This is a genomic window from Comamonas koreensis (assembly GCF_014076495.1).
GTDB lineage: Bacteria > Pseudomonadota > Gammaproteobacteria > Burkholderiales > Burkholderiaceae_C > Comamonas > Comamonas squillarum.
The window spans coordinates 3,228,647-3,246,471 of the sequence record NZ_CP043575.1 but is presented as its reverse complement, the minus strand read 5'-3'; the positions used below and the strand labels follow the sequence as shown (position 1 = coordinate 3,246,471).

15 protein-coding genes are annotated in these 17,825 nt (G+C 65.6%); 6 read left to right on the top strand and 9 right to left on the bottom strand.

Annotated elements, in window-relative coordinates; translation table 11 throughout:
• Positions 1-17: 17 nt before the first annotated feature.
• The 6 genes from F0Q04_RS14670 to F0Q04_RS14645 form a co-directional block, all read right to left on the bottom strand.
• The gene (locus tag F0Q04_RS14670) at positions 18-1,424 is read right to left on the bottom strand and encodes a TolC family outer membrane protein (RefSeq protein ID WP_182341643.1); all 1,407 of its coding nucleotides are present in this window, start codon (positions 1,422-1,424) and stop codon (positions 18-20) included.
• 81 nt (positions 1,425-1,505) lie between these two features.
• A complete protein-coding gene (locus tag F0Q04_RS14665) occupies positions 1,506-1,841 on the bottom strand; it encodes a rhodanese-like domain-containing protein (RefSeq protein ID WP_116923977.1) in 336 nt (111 codons plus the stop codon).
• Positions 1,842-1,894: 53 nt separating this feature from the next.
• Entirely contained in the window at positions 1,895-2,608 is a 714-nt protein-coding gene (locus F0Q04_RS14660) for a protein-L-isoaspartate O-methyltransferase family protein (protein WP_021025840.1), read from the bottom strand.
• Between the two features lie 60 nt (positions 2,609-2,668).
• A complete protein-coding gene (locus tag F0Q04_RS14655) occupies positions 2,669-5,833 on the bottom strand; it encodes an efflux RND transporter permease subunit (protein WP_182341640.1) in 3,165 nt (1,054 codons plus the stop codon).
• A gap of 3 nt (positions 5,834-5,836) precedes the next feature.
• Complete coding sequence (locus F0Q04_RS14650) at positions 5,837-7,090, bottom strand: efflux RND transporter periplasmic adaptor subunit (protein WP_182341637.1); 1,254 nt, start codon at positions 7,088-7,090, stop codon at positions 5,837-5,839.
• A complete protein-coding gene (locus tag F0Q04_RS14645; protein ID WP_232539355.1) occupies positions 7,087-7,761 on the bottom strand; it encodes a TetR/AcrR family transcriptional regulator in 675 nt (224 codons plus the stop codon). Before F0Q04_RS14645 ends, F0Q04_RS14650 begins: the two co-directional genes overlap by 4 nt.
• 205 nt (positions 7,762-7,966) lie before the next feature.
• Between F0Q04_RS14645 and msrA the strand changes: the two genes are divergently transcribed.
• Together msrA and F0Q04_RS14635 are read left to right on the top strand one after the other, a co-directional pair.
• Positions 7,967-8,518, top strand: coding sequence for a peptide-methionine (S)-S-oxide reductase MsrA (gene msrA, locus F0Q04_RS14640; protein WP_182341635.1), 552 nt, complete (start codon positions 7,967-7,969; stop codon positions 8,516-8,518).
• Between the two features lie 76 nt (positions 8,519-8,594).
• On the top strand, positions 8,595-9,092 hold the full coding sequence (locus F0Q04_RS14635; RefSeq protein WP_133247954.1) for a Fur family transcriptional regulator: 498 nt from the start codon (positions 8,595-8,597) through the stop codon (positions 9,090-9,092).
• A gap of 7 nt (positions 9,093-9,099) precedes the next feature.
• On the opposite strand, the gene F0Q04_RS14630 is transcribed toward F0Q04_RS14635, so the two are convergent.
• The gene (locus F0Q04_RS14630; protein WP_182341632.1) at positions 9,100-10,050 is read right to left on the bottom strand and encodes a DMT family transporter; all 951 of its coding nucleotides are present in this window, start codon (positions 10,048-10,050) and stop codon (positions 9,100-9,102) included.
• Positions 10,051-10,348: 298 nt separating this feature from the next.
• Between F0Q04_RS14630 and F0Q04_RS14625 the strand changes: the two genes are divergently transcribed.
• Together F0Q04_RS14625 and F0Q04_RS14620 are read left to right on the top strand one after the other, a co-directional pair.
• Entirely contained in the window at positions 10,349-11,737 is a 1,389-nt protein-coding gene (locus tag F0Q04_RS14625) for a phosphomannomutase/phosphoglucomutase (RefSeq protein WP_021025833.1), read from the top strand.
• A 15-nt stretch (positions 11,738-11,752) separates the two neighbouring features.
• Complete coding sequence (locus F0Q04_RS14620) at positions 11,753-13,102, top strand: 3-deoxy-D-manno-octulosonic acid transferase (RefSeq protein ID WP_182341628.1); 1,350 nt, start codon at positions 11,753-11,755, stop codon at positions 13,100-13,102.
• Between the two features lie 19 nt (positions 13,103-13,121).
• Here F0Q04_RS14620 and F0Q04_RS14615 read toward each other — a convergent pair whose 3' ends face one another.
• Positions 13,122-14,390, bottom strand: a complete 1,269-nt coding sequence (locus F0Q04_RS14615) for a purine-cytosine permease family protein (RefSeq protein WP_116923969.1) — start codon at positions 14,388-14,390, stop codon at positions 13,122-13,124.
• Between the two features lie 102 nt (positions 14,391-14,492).
• On the opposite strand from F0Q04_RS14615, the gene F0Q04_RS14610 reads away from it, so the two are divergent.
• Positions 14,493-15,425 (top strand): pseudouridine synthase, encoded by a 933-nt coding sequence (locus tag F0Q04_RS14610; RefSeq protein ID WP_232539354.1) that lies wholly within the window; start codon positions 14,493-14,495, stop codon positions 15,423-15,425.
• A 51-nt stretch (positions 15,426-15,476) separates the two neighbouring features.
• Here F0Q04_RS14610 and asd read toward each other — a convergent pair whose 3' ends face one another.
• Positions 15,477-16,325 carry an archaetidylserine decarboxylase gene (gene asd / locus F0Q04_RS14605; RefSeq protein ID WP_116923967.1) on the bottom strand — a complete coding sequence of 283 codons (849 nt, stop codon included), beginning with the start codon at positions 16,323-16,325 and terminating at the stop codon, positions 15,477-15,479.
• Between the two features lie 311 nt (positions 16,326-16,636).
• On the opposite strand from asd, the gene F0Q04_RS14600 reads away from it, so the two are divergent.
• Positions 16,637-17,755 carry an HPP family protein gene (locus F0Q04_RS14600; RefSeq protein ID WP_182341626.1) on the top strand — a complete coding sequence of 373 codons (1,119 nt, stop codon included), beginning with the start codon at positions 16,637-16,639 and terminating at the stop codon, positions 17,753-17,755.
• Positions 17,756-17,825: the final 70 nt, after the last annotated feature.

Below are 17,825 nucleotides of genomic sequence, written 5' to 3'. Positions count from 1 at the left end.
GAGGCGCGCGGAGCGCTTTAGCGTGCGGGCTGGGTTGCAGGCAGCGCAGCTGGGATTGCCGCAGCAGGTGCCGTGCTGGTCAGCATGCTGCGGTCCAGCACCTCGATATCGTTCAACGCCAAGGTGCCGGCCGCCTGCTTGAGCTTGAGCTGGCCCAGCAAGGTGTTGTAGCGGGCAAGGGCCAGGTCGCGCTTGGTCTGGTAGAGCTGGCTTTGGGCGTTGAGCACATCGATATTGATGCGCACACCCACCTGGTAGCCGGTCAGGTTGGCATCGAGCGCGAGCTGGCTCGATGCCTCGGCGGCTTCCAGTGCCTTGACCTGGCTGGCGTTGGACTGCAGGCCAAAGAAGGCGCTGCGCACGTTCTGCGCCACGGTGCGGCGGGCATTGTCCAGGTCGGCCTCTGCCTTGCTCTCCAGCGCCAGGGTTTCCTTGACCCGGTTCTGCACGGAGAAACCGGCAAACAGCGGCACATTGAGCACCACGCCCACGGTGGCCTGGTTGGCGTTGTAGCCATGGGTGGGCATGGTGATGCTGCCCTTGGGGTAGAGCTGGCGGCCAACAGTGGCCTGCAGGTCGATGGTGGGCAGGTGGCCGGTTTCGGCCTTCTTGGTGTCCAGCCGGGCGTTGGTGGTGGCCAACTGGGCGATGCGGATCTGGGGCTGCTCGCTCTGGGCCTGGTCCACCCACATCAGCACATTGTCGGGCGTGGTCGCCGGCAGCAGCACCGGTTGCTTGAGCGGCCAGGGCTGGTTGCCAGGCGTGCCCACGGCATTGTCCAGCGCCAGGCGCTTGACGGTCAGGTCATTCTCGGCGGCGATCTCTTGCGCACGCACCAGGTCATAGCGGGCCTCGGCTTCGCGCGAATCGGTGATGGTGGCCGTGCCCACATCAAAGTTGCGTTTGGCAGCGGCCAGTTGCTCCTTGACGGCAGCCTTTTGGGCCTGCACAAACACCATGCTGTCCTGCGCGGCCAGCACATCAAAGTAGGCCTGGGCCACCCGCACCAGCAAATCCTGGCTCGCGGCATCGAGCTGCAGCCGGGCGATATCGCCGCCCAATTTGCCTTGTTCCAGCGCAATGCGGTTGGCCGGGCGGTAGAGCGGCTGGCTGGCCGTGATGCCAATCTGGTGGTCGGGGCCGTTCAGGCGCAGCTCGGGGTTGTTGATGGCCGTGTGGCTGTACTGCGACTGCGCCTGCAGGCCCACCTGCGGCAGCAGCCCGGCGCGTGCCTGCTCGCCCCGGGAGATGGCCGCGTCCAGGTTGGCGCGGGCCGACTGCCACTGCGCGTCATAGCCGCTGGCCTGCTCCACCATCTGCATCAGGCTCTGGGCCTGCGCCGGCAACTGGGCCAGGCCCAGCAGCAGCGCAGCAGCTGCGGCGCAGGTTGTTCTCAGACGAGGCAGGGCAGGGGCTTGGTGCATGGTGCAGAAGGGGGTGGTACAAGGGGAGGCGCGGCCAGGCCAGAGGCCCGATGCCGCGCCGCAAACGGCGCGGGCCGCAGGTCAGTAGCGCGGCACCGAGGGGTCGCGCTCGGCCGTCCAGAGGTCGATGCCACCGGTCAGGTTGCTGACCTGGCTGTAGCCCTGGCGCTCCAGGAACACGGCGACCTGCATGCTGCGCATGCCGTGGTGGCAGAGGCAGGCGATGGGGCGGTCTTCATCGAGCAGGTTGAGCGACGCGGGAATCTGCTGCATCGGGATATTCAGCAGCTCAAAACCTTCGGGCTTGACCGAGGCAGTCTGCAGCTCCCAGGGCTCGCGCACATCCAGCACCAGGGGGTTCTGGTCCGCATGCTGGGCCAGCCATTCGTTGAGTTGCGCGGGGCGGATTTGCTCCATACATCACTTTCTGCAGCGCAGCCGGCCCTCAGGCCGCCGCGCTGCGGGGGTCATCAGAACTTGAAGCGGGGTGCCTCGGCAAAGCCCTTGAGGCGGGCCACCACGGTGTCCCAAGGCTGGCTGATCGTCAGCTTGCCTTGCGTGCGGGTGTAGACGGTGGTGCGCATCATCGGCTCGGTGCCCACAAAAGCGATCAGACGGCCGCCTTCCTTGAGCTTGTCGAGCAGCGCCGCTGGCACTTCGTAGACCGAGCCGCTCAGCACGATCACGTCATAGCTGCCGCCGATGGCCTGGGCGTTGGAGCCATCTTCCAGCACCACATCGACATTCTTGATCTGGGCGCGGTGCAGGTTGGCACGGGCCAGCTCGACCAGCGCAGGCTCGATCTCCAGCGAGGTGACCTGCTTGGCCAGGCGCGACATCAGTGCAGCCATGTAGCCCGAGCCGGTGCCGATTTCGAGCACGTTTTCATGGGCTTGCAGCTTCAGGTCCTGCAGCACGCGTGCTTCGACGCGGGGAGGAAGCATGCAGTGGCCATTGGCTACGGCTTCTTCGCCGTCATCGCCCAGCAGTGGCAGCTGGATGTCCATGAACGCCATGTCCTGCAGGCCATCGGGAACAAATTCTTCACGGCGCAGCGTGCCGATCAGCGCCAGCACCTGTTCGTCGCCCAGGCTCCAGGGGCGAACCTGCTGCTCGACCATGTTGTAGCGTGCTGCGCGGTATTTATCATCCGTGCTGGGGGACATGTTCAGTGGCAAACTCATTGCAGACTCCGGTTGGCTTGTTGGGGGTGGGGCAAGAAAAAACCCCTTATTTTAGGCCGCTTAGGGTTCCATAGCGGGACGCCGCCACTTTTGAGAGGCCCATTTCGCAAAATCATCGAGGTAGCAGTACACCACGGGCACCACCACCAGGGTCAACAGCGACGAGGTGATCACCCCACCAATCACCGCCTGGCCCAGTGGCGCGCGCTGCTCGGCCCCTTCGCTCATCGCAAAGGCCAGCGGCACCATGCCAAACACCATGGCCAGGGTGGTCATCAAGATGGGGCGCAGCCGCACCTGGGCCGCCAGCAGCAGTGCCTGCTCACGCGGCAGGCCCGGCACCATCTGGCCGTCTTCGCCAGGCTGGGGCTGGCGGGCGCGTATCGCAAAGTCCACCAGCAAGATCGCATTCTTGGTGACCAGGCCCATCAGCAAGATGACGCCGATGATCGAGAACATCGACAAGGTGGTGCCAAACATCATCAAGGTGAGCACGACGCCAATCAAGGTCAGTGGCAGCGAGGTCATCAGCGCCAGCGGCTGCAAAAAGCTGCGGAACTGGCTGGCCAGGATCATGTAGATAAAGATCACCGCCAAGGCCAGTGCCGAGAGCGCGTAGCCAAACGACTCCTGCATGTTCTTGGTGCTGCCGGCAAATTCATAGCGGTAGCCGGGCGGGAAGGTGGTCTGCGCCAGCACCGCGCGGATATCGGCTGCCACTTCGCCGGCGCTGCGCTGGTTGGCGTTGGCATTGAAGGCGACTTCGCGGTTCATCGCGCGGCGGTTGATGCGGTTGGGGCCGGTGGTCTCGGTCAAGGTGGCCAGCTGGCTCAGGCGCACCGTATGGGGCTGGCCATTGGCGCCGATCGCCGTCAGCGGCAGCTTGGCCAGCATCTGCGGGTTCTCGCGCGCCTCGGGCGCCAGGCGCACCCGCACGTCATAGGTCTGGTTGTCGCCCGCGCGCCAGTTGCCCACCGTGTCGCCTTCCACCAGGGTGCGCAATGCGGTGGCCACCTGGCCCATCGGCAGGCCCAGGTCGGACGCGGCATCGCGGTTGAACTGCAGCTGCACGATGGGCTCGCGCTCCAGCACGCTGCTGTCGAGGTCCACCAGGCCGGGGATGTGCTGCAGGCGCTCGCTCACCTGGCGCGCCAGGCGCTCGAGCTCTTGCAGATCCGGGCCTTGCAGTGAAAACTCCACCTGCTTTTGGCCGCCCACCGCTTCGAGCAGGCCCACGTGCGTCACCTGGATGCCGGCGATCTGGTTGAGCTCAGCGCGCAGGCTGGCCGATATCTGCTGCACATCCTGGCTGCGTTCGCTGCGGTCCACCAGTCGCACATACATGCTGGCGTAGTTCTTGCCATTGGCGTTACCGGTGTTGATCGTGGTCAGGGTGTAGCGCACGGCCGGGTTGCGGCGCACCACGTCCTCGACCTGGCGCGCGCGCGCCTCGGTCGCCTCTACCGACGCGCCCACTGGCACATTGAAGCGGATCTGGGTTTCGGAAAAATCGGCGCGCGGCACAAACTCGGTGCCCAGCAGTGGCAGCAGCAGCAGGCTGAGGATAAAGATCGCCAGCGCCACCAGGAGGCTGGTCAAGCGGTGGCGCAGCGCCCAGGCCAGCATGCGCTGGTAGCCGGCGCTCAGCTGCTCGGTGGCGGCCTCAAAGCCGGCCAGCGCCCGGTCGAGCGCCCGTGCAAGCCCGTTGCGCGCGGGCTTGCCGCCCTTGTGCACGCTGGGGTCATGCCAGACGCTGGAGAGCATCGGGTCCAAGGTGAAGCTGACAAACATCGACAGCAGCACGGCGACCACAATGGTCAGGCCAAACTCATGGAAGAACTTGCCGATGATGCCGCCCATGAAGCCAATGGGCAGAAACACCGCGACGATCGACAAGGTGGTGGCCAGAACGGCCAGGCCAATCTCCTGCGTGCCTTCCAGCGCCGCGCGGTAGGCCGATTTGCCCATCTGCAGGTGGCGCACGATGTTCTCCCGCACGACGATGGCGTCATCGATCAGCAGGCCCACGCACAGCGACAAGGCCATCAGGGTCACCATATTGATCGTGAAACCAAAGGCATACATGAAAAAGAAGGTGCCGATGATGGAGATCGGCAAGGTCAGCCCGGTGATGACCGTCGAGCGCCAGGAGTGCAGGAACAGATACACGATCAGCACCGTGAGCACGGCCCCCTCGACCAGGGTCTGGCGCACATTGTCTACGGCAACCCGTATCGGGCGCGAGGCATCGGCAATCGGCTCCAGCCGCAGGCCCGGCGGCAGCTCGGGCGTGATCTCGGCCACCGCGCGGCGCAGGCCGTCGACCACCTCGATGGTGTTTTCCTCCTGCGATTTCTGGATCGACAGCAGCAGGGTGCGCGTGCCGTTGTACAAGGCCAGGTTCTTCAGCTCCTGCGCGCCATCCTGCACGCGCGCTACCTGGTGCAGGTAGATGGGCGCGCCATTGCGGCGGGCCACGATGATCTGGTTGAAGTCCTCGGGCCGCTTCATGCGGGAGTCAATCTGCACCAGCCGGTCCTGCTCGCGCGAGCGCACCGAGCCCAGCGGCAGATCCTGGTTTTCGCGGCGCACGGCATCGGCCACTTCGCTCGCCGAGATGGACAGCGCCTCCATCTGCTGCGGATTCAGGTAGACATTGATCTCGCGCGGTGTGCCGCCCACGAGGCTCACGGCCCCCACGCCGCGCACATTCTCGAGGCGCTTCTTGAGCACCTGGTCCGCCCAGGAGGTCATCGCAATCGCGCTCGGTGGCGTGCCCCGGCTCGGATCGGGCAGCAGGGCCAGCGACCAGACGGCGGCGTCCGCCGGGTCAAAGCGGATCACGCGCGGGTCTTTGACCTCGTCGCGCAGCAAGGGGCGCACGGCAGCGATCTTCTCGCGCACATCCTCAGCCGCGCGGCGCCCGTCCACATAGATCTGGAACTCCATGATGATGACGGCCGTGCCCTCGTAGCTGCGCGAGGTAAGGGCGCTGATGCCGGCGACCGCATTGACCGCTTCCTCGATCTTTTTGGTGACTTCGCTCTCGACAATCTCCGGCGCAGCGCCGGGGTAGTCGACCGTGATGACGACCACCGGAAAATCGATATTGGGAAACTGGTCGACCTTGAGGCGCTGCAGCGAGAACAGGCCCAGCACCACCAGCGCGGCCATCATCATCGTGGCCAGCACCGGGTTGTTCAGGCTGAGGCGGGTGAACCACATGGATCAGGACGCGGGCAATGCGGATGGGGGCGGTGCTGCAGGTGCAGGCTTAGGCGCAGGCTCTGGGGCGGCATCTGGCGCAGGGGCCAGCCGCACCGGCGTTGCTGCGCGCAGCTGGCCCACCTGGCCACCCAGAATGCGTTGGCCGGCCTGCAGGCCCTGGGTGACGGCGACCCAGGTCTTGCCATCGCGCTGGCTGCGCGCGCCCAGCACCACGGGCTGGTGCTGTACCCGCAGCGTATCGCTGCGTTCGCCCGATCCGCCGTTTGGGCTCAGCAACTGCACATAGGGCTCGGGCTTGTCGGTGCGCACGGCAGCCAGCGGCACGGCAAGCGTCTGCAGCTCGCCGGTAGCCAACTGCCCCTGCAGGTACAGCCCCTGGCGCAGCGCCGGTGCGGCAGCGCCTGCGGGCGCCGCTGGCGGCGCAATGCGCAAATACACCGTCACGCTGCGGCTGCTGGCATCGGCTTGGGGGTTGATGCGCGCCACCTGCGCGCTGACGGTCTGGCCGCTGCCATCGACCTGCAACTGCGCTGTCTGGCCCAGGCGCAGCTGCAGCGAATCGGCCGCCGGCATCTGGGCCTGCAGCTCCAGCTCACGCAGGTCGACAATCTCCAGCACATTGGCGTCCGGCCCGACCTTTTCACCGTTGCTAACCCATTTGCGGGCCACCTGGCCCTGGATGGGGCTGCGCAACACGGTATCACTGAGGTTTTTGCGCAGCACATCCGCGGCCGAGCGGGCCGCCTGGTAGTTGGCCTGCGCAGCCTGTAACTGCGACTGCGAAGATTCAAGGGCCGTCGCCGAGATAAAGCCCTGGTTGGCCAACGCGCGGTTGTTGTCGTACTGGCGCTGCTGGATATCTTGCTGCGCGCGGGCGGCGTCGGCCTGCTGCTGGGCCTGGGCCAGGCGGGCCTGGCTCTCGGTGCTGTCCACCCGGGCGACGACCTGGCCCGCTTGCACCGGGTCCCCCTCGCGCAGTTGCAGCTGCTGGAGCTCGCCGGCAATGCGGGCCTTGATGATGGCGGTATGCACCGCCTGCACCGTGCCGCTGATGGGCAGGCTCAGCACCAGGGTCTGCGGCGCCACGGTGATCGCGTCGCTGGCGGCCAGCTGGTAGACCGCCTGCGCCTTGGCCTGCTCGGCCTGGGCGAGGGCTTGCTGGCGCTGCTGTTGGGTTTTCAAACCACGCCACAGCCCGCTGGCGAGCAGGGCGACGACCACGGCAGCGGCCAGCCAGGGCAGTGCGCGCTTCATGGGACAGCACCCTGAGGTGGGCGGCCCAGCCCATGCATCAGCGCATCGGCTTGCATCTGCAAAAAGCGTGGCACATCAAAATCCGGGTTGGGCAGGCAAAAGCCGCCGGTGCTTTTGACGCTGGCGCAAAAGATCAGCGGGGCCAGCACCAGGGTCACGCCATAGTCAAGGTCCAGCGGGGCGAGCTCACCGCGCTCCATGCCCCGGCGCAGCACGCGCTCGATCAGGCGGTTGCCAGGCAGCACCACTTCCTGGCGGTAGAAGGCCGCAATCTCGGGAAAGTTATGCGCCTCGGCCATCACCAGGTGCGGCAGGCCGCAGGCCTTGGTCGAGCCAATGCGCTGCCACCAGACCTCGTAGCAGTAGTGGACCAAGGTGGCCGTGTCATGCTGGTAGCTGTCGAGCTCCAGATCCCACTCGGCAAAGCGGCTGCTGAGCACATGGCGCACCACGGCCTGGAACAGCTCTTGTTTGCTCGGAAAATACAAAAACAGCGTGCCCTTGGAGACCCCGGCCTGCCGGGCCACTTCTTCGACCTTGGTGGCCGAATAGCCTTTGCTGACAAACAGGTCCAGCGCCGCATCCAGCAGCTCGCCGGGCCGGGCCTCTTTGCGGCGGCTGCGGCGGGGCGCAGGCGTGGCCAAAGCAGGTGGGGGAGGCGGGGAGGACACGGTGGGCAGCGCAATCAAAACAGTTAATGACCAATGGGTTAGTAATGTAGGCGGCTGCCCGCGACAAGTCAAGCAAAACGACCTGAAAGAAATAGAGCACCCATTCGCATCAGGCTGTCTTTTTCTCTGTTAAAAATGGTTCCGGCCCCCGCCTTTTCTCAGCGAGCCGGAGTCCATTTTTGCCCTTTTTGTTGCCGGAGTCATGATGTCCAGTGAAACCCAGTCCCCCGTGGAAAAAATCTATCTCGCCGGTGGTTGCTTTTGGTGCACCGAGGCCGTGTTCGGGCGGGTGCGTGGCGTCGTCAAGGTCGTCAGCGGCTATGCCAATGGCCAGATCGCCAATCCTACGTACGAGCAGGTCTGCACGGGCACGACGGGCCATGCCGAATGCGTGGAGCTGACTTTCGAGCCGCAGGTGCTGCCGCTCGATAAGGTGCTGCACATCTTCTTTGCGACGCATGACCCCACCACCTTGAACCGCCAGGGCAACGATGTGGGCCCGCAGTACCGCAGCGGCATCTACACCACCACGCCCGAACAGCTGGCCCAGGCCCAGGCATTTATCGACAAGCTCAATGCCTCGGGTCAGATGGGCGCGCCGGTGGTCACCGAGGTGGAGCCGCTGCAGCATTTCTGGAACGCCGAGGCCTACCACCAGGACTATTTCGACAACAACCCGCGCCAACCCTATTGCACCTACGTGGTGGCGCCCAAGGTCGACAAGCTGGAAACCCGCTTTGCAGACTGGTTGAAGTAGGGCCGCTTGCCTGCCGGGCCCGCACGATGGGCATAATGCAACACAATTGCATCAAAGCCATTGCTCCCAGCCACCGATGTCCGCCCGCACTCCATCCCCCGCCACTGCCGCTTTAAGCGTGCAGTCCCTGCCGCCCGGCATGCGTGCCACGCGCGCCACCAAGGCCTTGCTGGCTCTGGTCGGCAGCCAGCCGGGCATGCAGTGGTCCGTGGCCGAGGTGCAGGCCCGTCTGCAGAAGATGGGCGTCGATGTCAACCGGGTCACCAGCTACCGCCTGCTCGACCGCCTGGCCGCTGCCGGCAAGCTGGTCAAAAGTGTGGATGCCGAGCGCCTGACGCGCTATGCGCTGCGGGCTGAAGCACAGGAGCCGCTGCAGGTGCGCTATGAATGCACCGACTGCCATTCGGTGCAAAGCCTGGAGGAGCGTGCCGGTGACGCCGCCACGGCCCAGGTCAACCAGGCGATGGCGCAGTACCTGCAGGTGCTGCAGGAGCAGGGCCTGGCGCCGGAACAGACCGAGCTGCGTCTGCAGGGACTATGCGCCGACTGCAAGCACGACCCCAAAAAATCCTGATCTCCACTCAGGCCCGCTTGCGGCCAATCAGCCCCGTCGACAGCATGGTGCCGCCAATCACGACGGCACCGCACCCCAGCATCCAGGCGGTGATGGGTTCTGCCAAAAACCAGTTGCCATAGACCAGCGCAAACACTGGCGCCAAAAAGGTGACCGCAATCGCGCGGCTCGGCCCGGCCGTCTGGATGATGTGGAAATACAGGATATAGGCCACGCTGGTGCACAGCAGCGCCAGGGCCGCGACGGCCAACCACGAGCCCCAGGACGGCGTCTGGCTGGGCCACATCGCAATCGTCGGGATCAGCAAGCACAGGCTGGCGCCGACCATGCTGCCGGTGGCAGTGGCCAGGGGCGGCACGCCCACCAGGTAACGCTTGGCAAAACTGGCTGCCACGCCGTAGCTCAGTGACGCACACAGACAGGCGGCGATCGCGGCATAGGCGCTCCAGCTGGCCGCGCCAGCGGTGGCGGGCTTGTCATGCAGCGCGAGCAGGGCCACGCCGGTAAAGCCGATCAACAGGCCGGTGACGCGCAGGCCGGTGATGCGGTCGCCCAGCCAGAGCCAGGCCACCAAGGCGCCAAACAGCGGGGCGCAGGCATTGAGCACCGAGGCCATGCCGGTGGGCATATAAACCACCGCATAGGCGAACAGCGAAAAAGGAATGGCCGAATTGATGATGCCCGAGAACAGCACCGGCTTCCAGTGCTGGCGCAGCGCGGGCCATTCGCCGCGCAGCAGCATCAGCGGCAGCAAAAACAGCGCAGCCAGGATGACACGCAAGCCGGCCGTAGGCACGGCACCAAACTGCGAAGCGCCCAGGCGCATGAACAGAAAGGACGCGCCCCAGAGCACCGCCAGCAGCACAAAGGGGGGCAGCCAGCGGCTGGCGCTCGGGGCAGCCGCGGCAAGGGCGGGGCTAGGGACAGACGCAGCAGCAGAGGATGGGGTGGGGCGCATAGGATCTCGCAAGGGCAGACAGCATGCTAGCGGGCACCGTGCTTGCCATTGGTGACATTCTTGCGGTGCATTGATGCGCGCCGTGCAAGGAGCAGTAAAAGCGCAGCGGCGGCGCGGCAAACCCGCGTCTGGCTGGGTCCCATTGTGCGTTTGGCGCTGCGGCGCCCTGGTCACCATATGGACAACTGGCCGGCCATCGCCTCGAGCGTGCCTACAATAGCTGTCTCGCAGCAAAGGCGCGGCTTCTGACAGAGGCCGTTTTTCATGCCTGTTTTGCGCCAACAACAAGGTGAGTTCTGTGCCGATTTCTTCTGCAATCTTCAAAGCCTATGACATCCGCGGCGTTGTGCCGAGCACGCTCAACGAGAGCGTGGCACTGAAGCTGGGCCGGGCCTTTGGCCAGCAGGCGATTGCCGCTGGCGAGCTGGTGGTCGCCGTGGGGCGTGATGGCCGGCTGTCAGGCGATGCGCTCAGCCGCGCGCTGATGCAAGGCCTGGTGGAAGCCGGTATCGAGGTCATCGATGTGGGCCGCGTGACCACACCCATGCTGTATTTTGCCGCCAGCACCTTGTGCCACAGCGGCATCCAGGTGACCGGCAGCCACAACCCCAAGGACTACAACGGCTTCAAGATGGTGCTGGCCGGCCGCGCGATCTATGGCGAAGAGATCCAGAAGCTGCGCCAGATCATGGAGAAGGAATGCTGGCGCTTCCAGGGCGGCGGCAAGCTGCGCCAGGCCGATGTGACGGCCGCCTATGTCGAGCGCATCGTCTCGGACATCAAGCTGGCGCGGCCCATGAAGATCGTCGTGGACAGCGGCAACGGCATTGCTGGCGCCACCGCACCTGGCATCTTCCGCGCGCTGGGCTGCGAGGTGACTGAGCTCTTCTCCGAGGTCGATGGCAACTTCCCCAACCACCATCCCGACCCCAGCAAGCCCGAGAACCTGCGCGACCTGATCGAGGCACTGCAGACCGGTGATGCGGAACTGGGCCTGGCCTTTGATGGCGATGGCGACCGCCTGGGTATCGTGACCAAGGATGGGCAGAATATTTTCCCCGACCGCCAGATGATGCTGTTCGCCCAGGATGTGCTCTCGCGCGTGCCTGGTGGCGAGATCGTCTACGACGTCAAGTGCTCGCAGCGCCTGGCGCCGGCCATTGAGGCGGCCGGCGGCAAACCGGTGATGTACAAGACCGGGCATTCGCTCATCAAGGCCCGCATGCGCGAGACCAATGCGCCTTTGGGCGGCGAGATGAGCGGCCATATCTTCTTCAAGGAGCGCTGGTACGGCTTTGACGACGGCACCTACGCCGGCTGCCGCCTGCTGGAGATCCTGAGCAAGGCCCAAAACCCTTGCGCGCTGCTGCATGCGCTGCCCAGCAGCTACAGCACGCCCGAGCTCAATGTGGAATGCCAGGAGGGCGAGCCGCACAAGCTGAGCGCCCAGCTCCAGGAGATGGCGGCCGATGTGTTCAGCGCGCCGGCCCAGATCAACACCATTGATGGCCTGCGCGTGGACTGGCCCGATGGTTTTGGCCTGATCCGAGCGAGCAACACTACGCCCGTGCTGGTGCTGCGCTTTGAAGGCCATACCCAGGCAGCCCTGCACCGCATCCAGAACGAGATGAAGGCGCTGCTGCTCAAGGTCAAGCCCGATGCCGTCATCGGCAGTGCGTCGCACTGAAGGACGACGCAGTCCATGGGTCTGAGCCTGACGCTCTACGGCTGGGGCGCACGGCTTGCCCGCCCGCTGGTGCGGCGCAAGCTGGCGCACCGCGCGGTGCAGGAGCCTGGCTACGCCCAGGGGGTGGAGCAGCGCTTTGGCAAATATGGCGACCTGCCGCGCTACCAGGCCGTGCCCGAGATGCCGCTGGTCTGGATCCATGCGGTATCGCTGGGCGAGACAAGGGCTGCTGCCATCTTGCTGCGCGAGCTGCGGCTGCAGATACCGGCCTTGCGCCTGCTGCTGACCAATGGCACGGCCACCGGCCGTGAAGAAGGGCAAAAGCTGCTGCTGCCCGGCGATATCCAGGTCTGGCAGCCCTGGGATGACCGCGCCAGTGTCAGCGCCTTTTTGCGCCATTTCCGCCCCACCATCGGCATCCTGATGGAGACGGAGATGTGGCCGGGGCTGGCCTCTGGCTGCCAGCGCGAGCGCGTGCCGCTAGTGCTGGCCAATGCCCGGCTCAATGAGAAATCGCTGCGCGGCGCCCAGCGCCTGGCTTGGCTCGCGCGCCCGGCCTACCGCAGCCTGCGCTCGGTGATCGCCCAGACCGAGGCTGATGCCAGCCGCCTGCGCGCCGCAGGCGCCGAGGTGACTGCGGTGCTGGGCAATCTGAAATTCGATGTCGAGCCCGATGCCGCGCAACTGGCCCAGGGCCAGGCCTGGCACCAGGCGGCGGGCAAACCGGTGGTGATGCTGGCCAGCAGCCGCGAGGGCGAGGAGGCCCTGTGGCTGCAGGCGCTGGCGCAGCTGCGCAGCAGCGACCCGCAAGCCGCCGCAAGCGTGCAATGGCTGCTGGTGCCGCGCCACCCGCAGCGTTTTGACGAGATTGTGCAACTGCTGCAGGGTGCCGGTTTGCAGGTATCGCGCCGCAGCCAGTGGCAGAGCGGGCCGCAGCCCGCCGATGTCTGGCTGGGCGACAGCATGGGCGAGATGCAGCTGTACTACGGTCTGGCCGATGTGGCCTTGCTGGGCGGCAGCTTTGCACCGCTGGGCGGGCAGAACCTGATCGAGGCGGCCGCTTGCGGCTGCCCGGTCGTCATGGGGCCGCATACCTTTAACTTTGCGCAGGCGGCAGACAGCAGCGTGCAAGCCGATGCCGCCCTGCGCGTGGCAGGCATGGACGAGGGCCTGCAGCAGGCTGTGGCCATTGCCAGCGATACGAGCCGCCACAGCCGCATGCGCCGCGCGGCACTGCAGTTTGCCCAGGCACACCGGGGCGCAGCCAAGACCACGGCGCAGCTGGTGGCCGCCGTGCTGGAGTCGACCGAGGGCTTTGTCAATTCCAGCTTTGAGGCCTCGCTGTTCGACGAGGATTCCGTCTAAACCGTTTTCGGGCTGGCGTTCATGCCTTGGGGCGGGTGGCAAAGGCCAGCACAAAGGTCAGCGCCAGGGTCGGCAAGGCCGATCCCGCTTGCGGCGCCCAGGCGGCCAGGCTGTGGTAGAGCGCGATGCCGCCCAGCCACAGCGCCAGCGGCAGCAGCTGCACGCCGGCCTGCGGGTAAGAGAGCTGGTAGCCGCCCCATGACAGCCGGCCCAAAATTACGCCAAACAGCGGTACAAAGACAGAACTCAGGATCAGCAAGAACGGCTCGAGGCTGTGCATCGGCAGCACCATGGCGAGGCCGGTGCTGGCCACCGCCATCACAATGCCCCAGGTACGCACACGCCAGGCGGGCAGCAGGCTGTGGGCCGATACCGCGCCCGAGTAGGCATCGCCATAGGCGTTGTCCACTTCGTCGAGCAGCACCAGCGACAGCGCAACCAGACCGCCCTGGGCCAGCAGCAAGGCGGCCACCAGGTCGGTGCTGGGCAGCACCAAAGCCACCAGCACGCCCAGCGCATAGCACCAGATATTGGCAATGCCAAAACCGATCCAGGTGCCGGCCATCGCGCTGCGGCCATGGCGCCCGTAGCGGGCATAGTCGGCCACCAGCGGCAGCCAGGAAATGGGCATGGCCACCACCAGGTCGAGCGCGGGCATCACGCCCATGCCGCCAGCCCCTGGCCTGCTCCATAGCGCGGGCAGGCCTTGCTGCAGCGCCATGCCGACAAACTGCCAGCTCAGCCACAGCAGCGACAGCACCACCAGCGGCAGCGCGATGCGCGAGATCAGCTGGCGCACCAGCCGCACCATGGAGCCCGTCATCAATGCCACCAGCAGGCCGCCCCAGAGCAAGGTGGCCAGCCAGGGCCAGTACGCGGCCTGCATGCCGCCTGCCTGGCGGCCAATGGCCACCGTCGATTCGCGCATCACCACCAGCTCGAACGCACCCCAGCCCAGCAGCTGGACGATATTGAGCAGCACCGGCAGCTTGGCAAAGTGGCGGCCATAGACATGGTGGATCAGTCCGGCGCTGGACAGACCGGTGTCGCAGCCGATCTTGCCCACCCAGGCGAGTAGTCCCGCCCCCACCACCGAGCCGCCGACAATCGCCATCAGAGCCTCGGGCGTGGACAGCGCAGGCATCAGATAGGCCCCCACCTGCATCACCAGCAGGCCCACCCCTAAGCTGAACCACAGCGAGGCCAGATGCCAGCCATTGAAAACACGCTCCTCTTGAGCGACGGGATGGAGGGCGACGTTGGAGGCGGAAGAAGCGTTGGCGGTCATGGCCTGTTATTGTTTGAAGTGCTTGTAGTTAGGTTGCAGTGCAAGGCAGTCCGGACGTCTGCAAGTGCGGCTATTGTGCCCAGCCTTCATGCCCCTAAAGAGATGACTACAATCGCCAGCGAGATGACGATACAGACGGACCCTTCTACCTGGATGCGCGACGGCGTAAGCCCCAGCTGCGTGGTGCTGCCCTCGCGCGGAGAGGGGCTGCTGCTGGATTTTCTGGCCCAGCGCCTGCCGCTGGTCAGCGCTGCGCAGTGGCTCGAACGCCTGCAGGCGGGCGATGTGGTCGATGGCGCGCGCCAGAGTTTGGGCCCCACACAAGCCTTTGTGCCCGGCATGCGGGTGTACTACTGGCGCAAGGTCGAGCAGGAGCTGCCCATCCCTTTTGATGCCGAGGTGCTGTATGAGGACGAGCGCCTGCTGCTGGTGGACAAGCCCCATTTCCTGCCGGTGCTGCCGACGGGCAAATATGTGCAGAACTCCTTGCTGGTGCGGCTGAAGAACGTGACCGGCAATGCCCATCTGTCACCGCTGCACCGCATCGACCGCGATACCGCCGGGCTGCTGCTGCTGTCCAAGGATGCAGCCACGCGTGGCCAGTACCAGGCCCTGTTTCGTGACCGGGCGATGGACAAGAGCTATGAGGCAGTGGCGCCCTGGCGCGCGGACCTGGTGTTTCCGCGTGAGCACCGCAGCCGCATGGAAGAGAGCCAGCGCTTTTTTCTGATGCATGAGGTGGCCGGTGAGCCCAACAGCCACAGCCATATGGCGCTGCTGGAGCTGCAGGGCGCCTGGGCACGCTATGGTCTCAAGCCCGTCAGCGGAAAGCGCCACCAGCTGCGTGTGCACATGGCGGCGCTGGGGCTGCCGATCCGCAACGATGCCTTCTACCCGGAGGTCAATGACCCGCCCGAGGGCGACTTCTCGCGGCCCTTGCAGCTGCTGGCGCGTGAGCTGCGCTTTGTCGATCCGGTCACGGGGCAGGCGCATGTGTTTCGCAGCCGGCGCCAGTTGCTGCCCCTGGCTGACTAGAAGCACAAAGCCGCCCAGCGGCGGCTTGCAGTGAAGGCAGGGTACTGGGCCTTAGCGGCTGAACGACCCCATGGCCTCGCCCAGTTGCACTGGCTTGGCCGCGGCCCAGTCGGCGTTGAAGGCGCTTTTGCCTTCGGGCAGCAGCAGCACGATGGTCGAGCCCAGCAAAAAGCGGCCCATCTCATCGCCTTGTTCGAGCACAATCGGCTGGGTCTGGTAGTCCCAGCTGCGCACCTTGCGGGTGCGGGGGGGATTGACCTGGCCGTGCCAGGTGGTGGACATGCTGCCGACAATGGTCGCGCCCACCAGCACCATCACGACCGGGCCAATGCGCGATTCAAACACGCAGACCACGCGCTCGTTGCGGGCAAACAGCCCGGGCACGCCCCGCGCGGTCAGCGGGTTGACGGAGAACAGGTCCCCGGGCACATAGACCATCTTTTGCAGCTTGGCGCGCAGCGGCATGTGGATGCGGTGGTAGTCGCGCGGGCTGAGGTAGATGGTGGCGAACTGGCCGTTGTTGAACTGCGCGGCCAGCTGCGCATCGCCGCCGAGCAACGCGGTGGTGCTGTAGCTGTGGCCCTTGGCCTGGAAGATCTGGTCCTGCGCAATGGCGCCGCACTGGCTGATGGCGCCATCGACCGGGCAGACCAGGTCGGCCTGGGCCATCGGCCGCACGCCTGCGCGCAGCTCGCGGGTGAAGAAATCGTTGAAGCTCTTGTACTGCGCAATATCAGGCTGCGCCGCTTCATCCATGTTGACCTGGTACTTGCCGACAAACCAGCGGATGAAGCGGGTGGTTGCGCCGCCCAGCTCTGCCGACGCCAATGAGCCGGCCAGCGCGGTCATCCATTTCTTGGGCAGCAGGTATTGGGGCAAAACAGCAATTCGATCGCGCATGGTCAGGGCCGTCACAGTAAACCGCCGATTCTATCGACACTGTGTCGTACCGATGACAAATTGCGTTGTGAAATGCAGCTTTTGTCGGCCATATGCTGACAATTTGTCGCCAAATGCTGGGGTCGTGATGCCGATGCTGCCTGCAGGGGCGACAGCACCGGCTGTGCCTGTAGTCCAGCGTCTGATTATGATGACAGACCTCCAGCCTTGATCTCGCCTTCTGTCTCGCCATGTCTCCAGCACGCCCCCCATCGCAACCCGCAAATGCTGCGCCAGGCTCAGTCAGCCGCCGCGCGCGGCTGCAGCTGTGGTTGCGCAACTTTCTGCCATCAGCGGCGCATGTCAATGGGCTGGAGCTGGCGCGCATGGTCGTGGGCGCAATGGTGGTGCTGTGGCTCACAGGCATGGCCAGCCAGACCTGGGGTCAGCATGACCACAGCCCCTGGCTGTTTGCCGCGATGGGAGCGAGTGCCTTGCTGCTGGTCGGCACGCCATCGAGCCCCATGGCGCAGCCCTGGCCGGTGATTGGCGGCTCGATGCTGTCGGCGCTGGCCGGTTGGGTGGCGGTGTTGGTGTTTCCCGATCCGCTGCTGGCAGCGGCTGTGGCGGTGGGCCTGGCCATCATGGTGATGGTGGTGCTGCGCTGCCTGCACCCGCCGGGCGCGGCGTTGGCGATGTGGATGGCGATTCAGGGCTGGCACGATGTATCGGTGCTGCTCAACCCGGTGGCGCTGAACCTGGTCGTTCTGGTGCTGCTGGCCACCGCCTACAACCGCATGACCGGCAAGCGCTACCCCGCACCCCAGCACAGCCAGAAGGCGCAGGCCGCACAACCCTCACGCGCCTCGAGCGCGCGCATCGAGGGCAGTGATCTGGACGAGGCGCTGGAGCGCTTCAATGGCGTGCTCGATGTCAGCCGCGCCGATCTGGAAGCGCTGCTGCAGGGCGCAAGCCAGGCCGCCTTCAAACGCACCTTGGGCAATATGCGCTGCGAAGATGTCATGTCCCACCCGGTGCATGCCACGCGGCCCGAGGGCAGCGTCCAGGACGCCTGGGCCCTCATGCAGCAGCATGGCGTCAAGGCCTTGCCGGTGGTCGATGCCGCGCAGCGGGTGGTGGGCATCATCACGGCCACCGATCTGCTCAACCACGCGCTGACGGCGACACCGACCGCGCTCAGCAGCAAGCTCAAGCACTGGGTGCTGCGCAAGAAAGACAGCGGCCAGCGGGTGGGCGACTTGATGACCGCCGAGGTCTCCAAGGTGGGCAGCTACGACCGCATGGTCGACCTGATTGCGATCTTCTCGCGCGCCCAGCTGCACCATGTGCCGGTAGTCAACCGGCAGGGCAAGCTGGTGGGCATCATCTCCCAGACCGATCTGGTGCGGGAGATGGCAGCTGCGCTGGCGCTGCCGCACGAAGACGCCTGAGGCGAACGCTGGGTGATGGGCATGGCCCAAAACAAAGCCCTGCGACAGCAGGGCTTTGTGCTTCAGGATG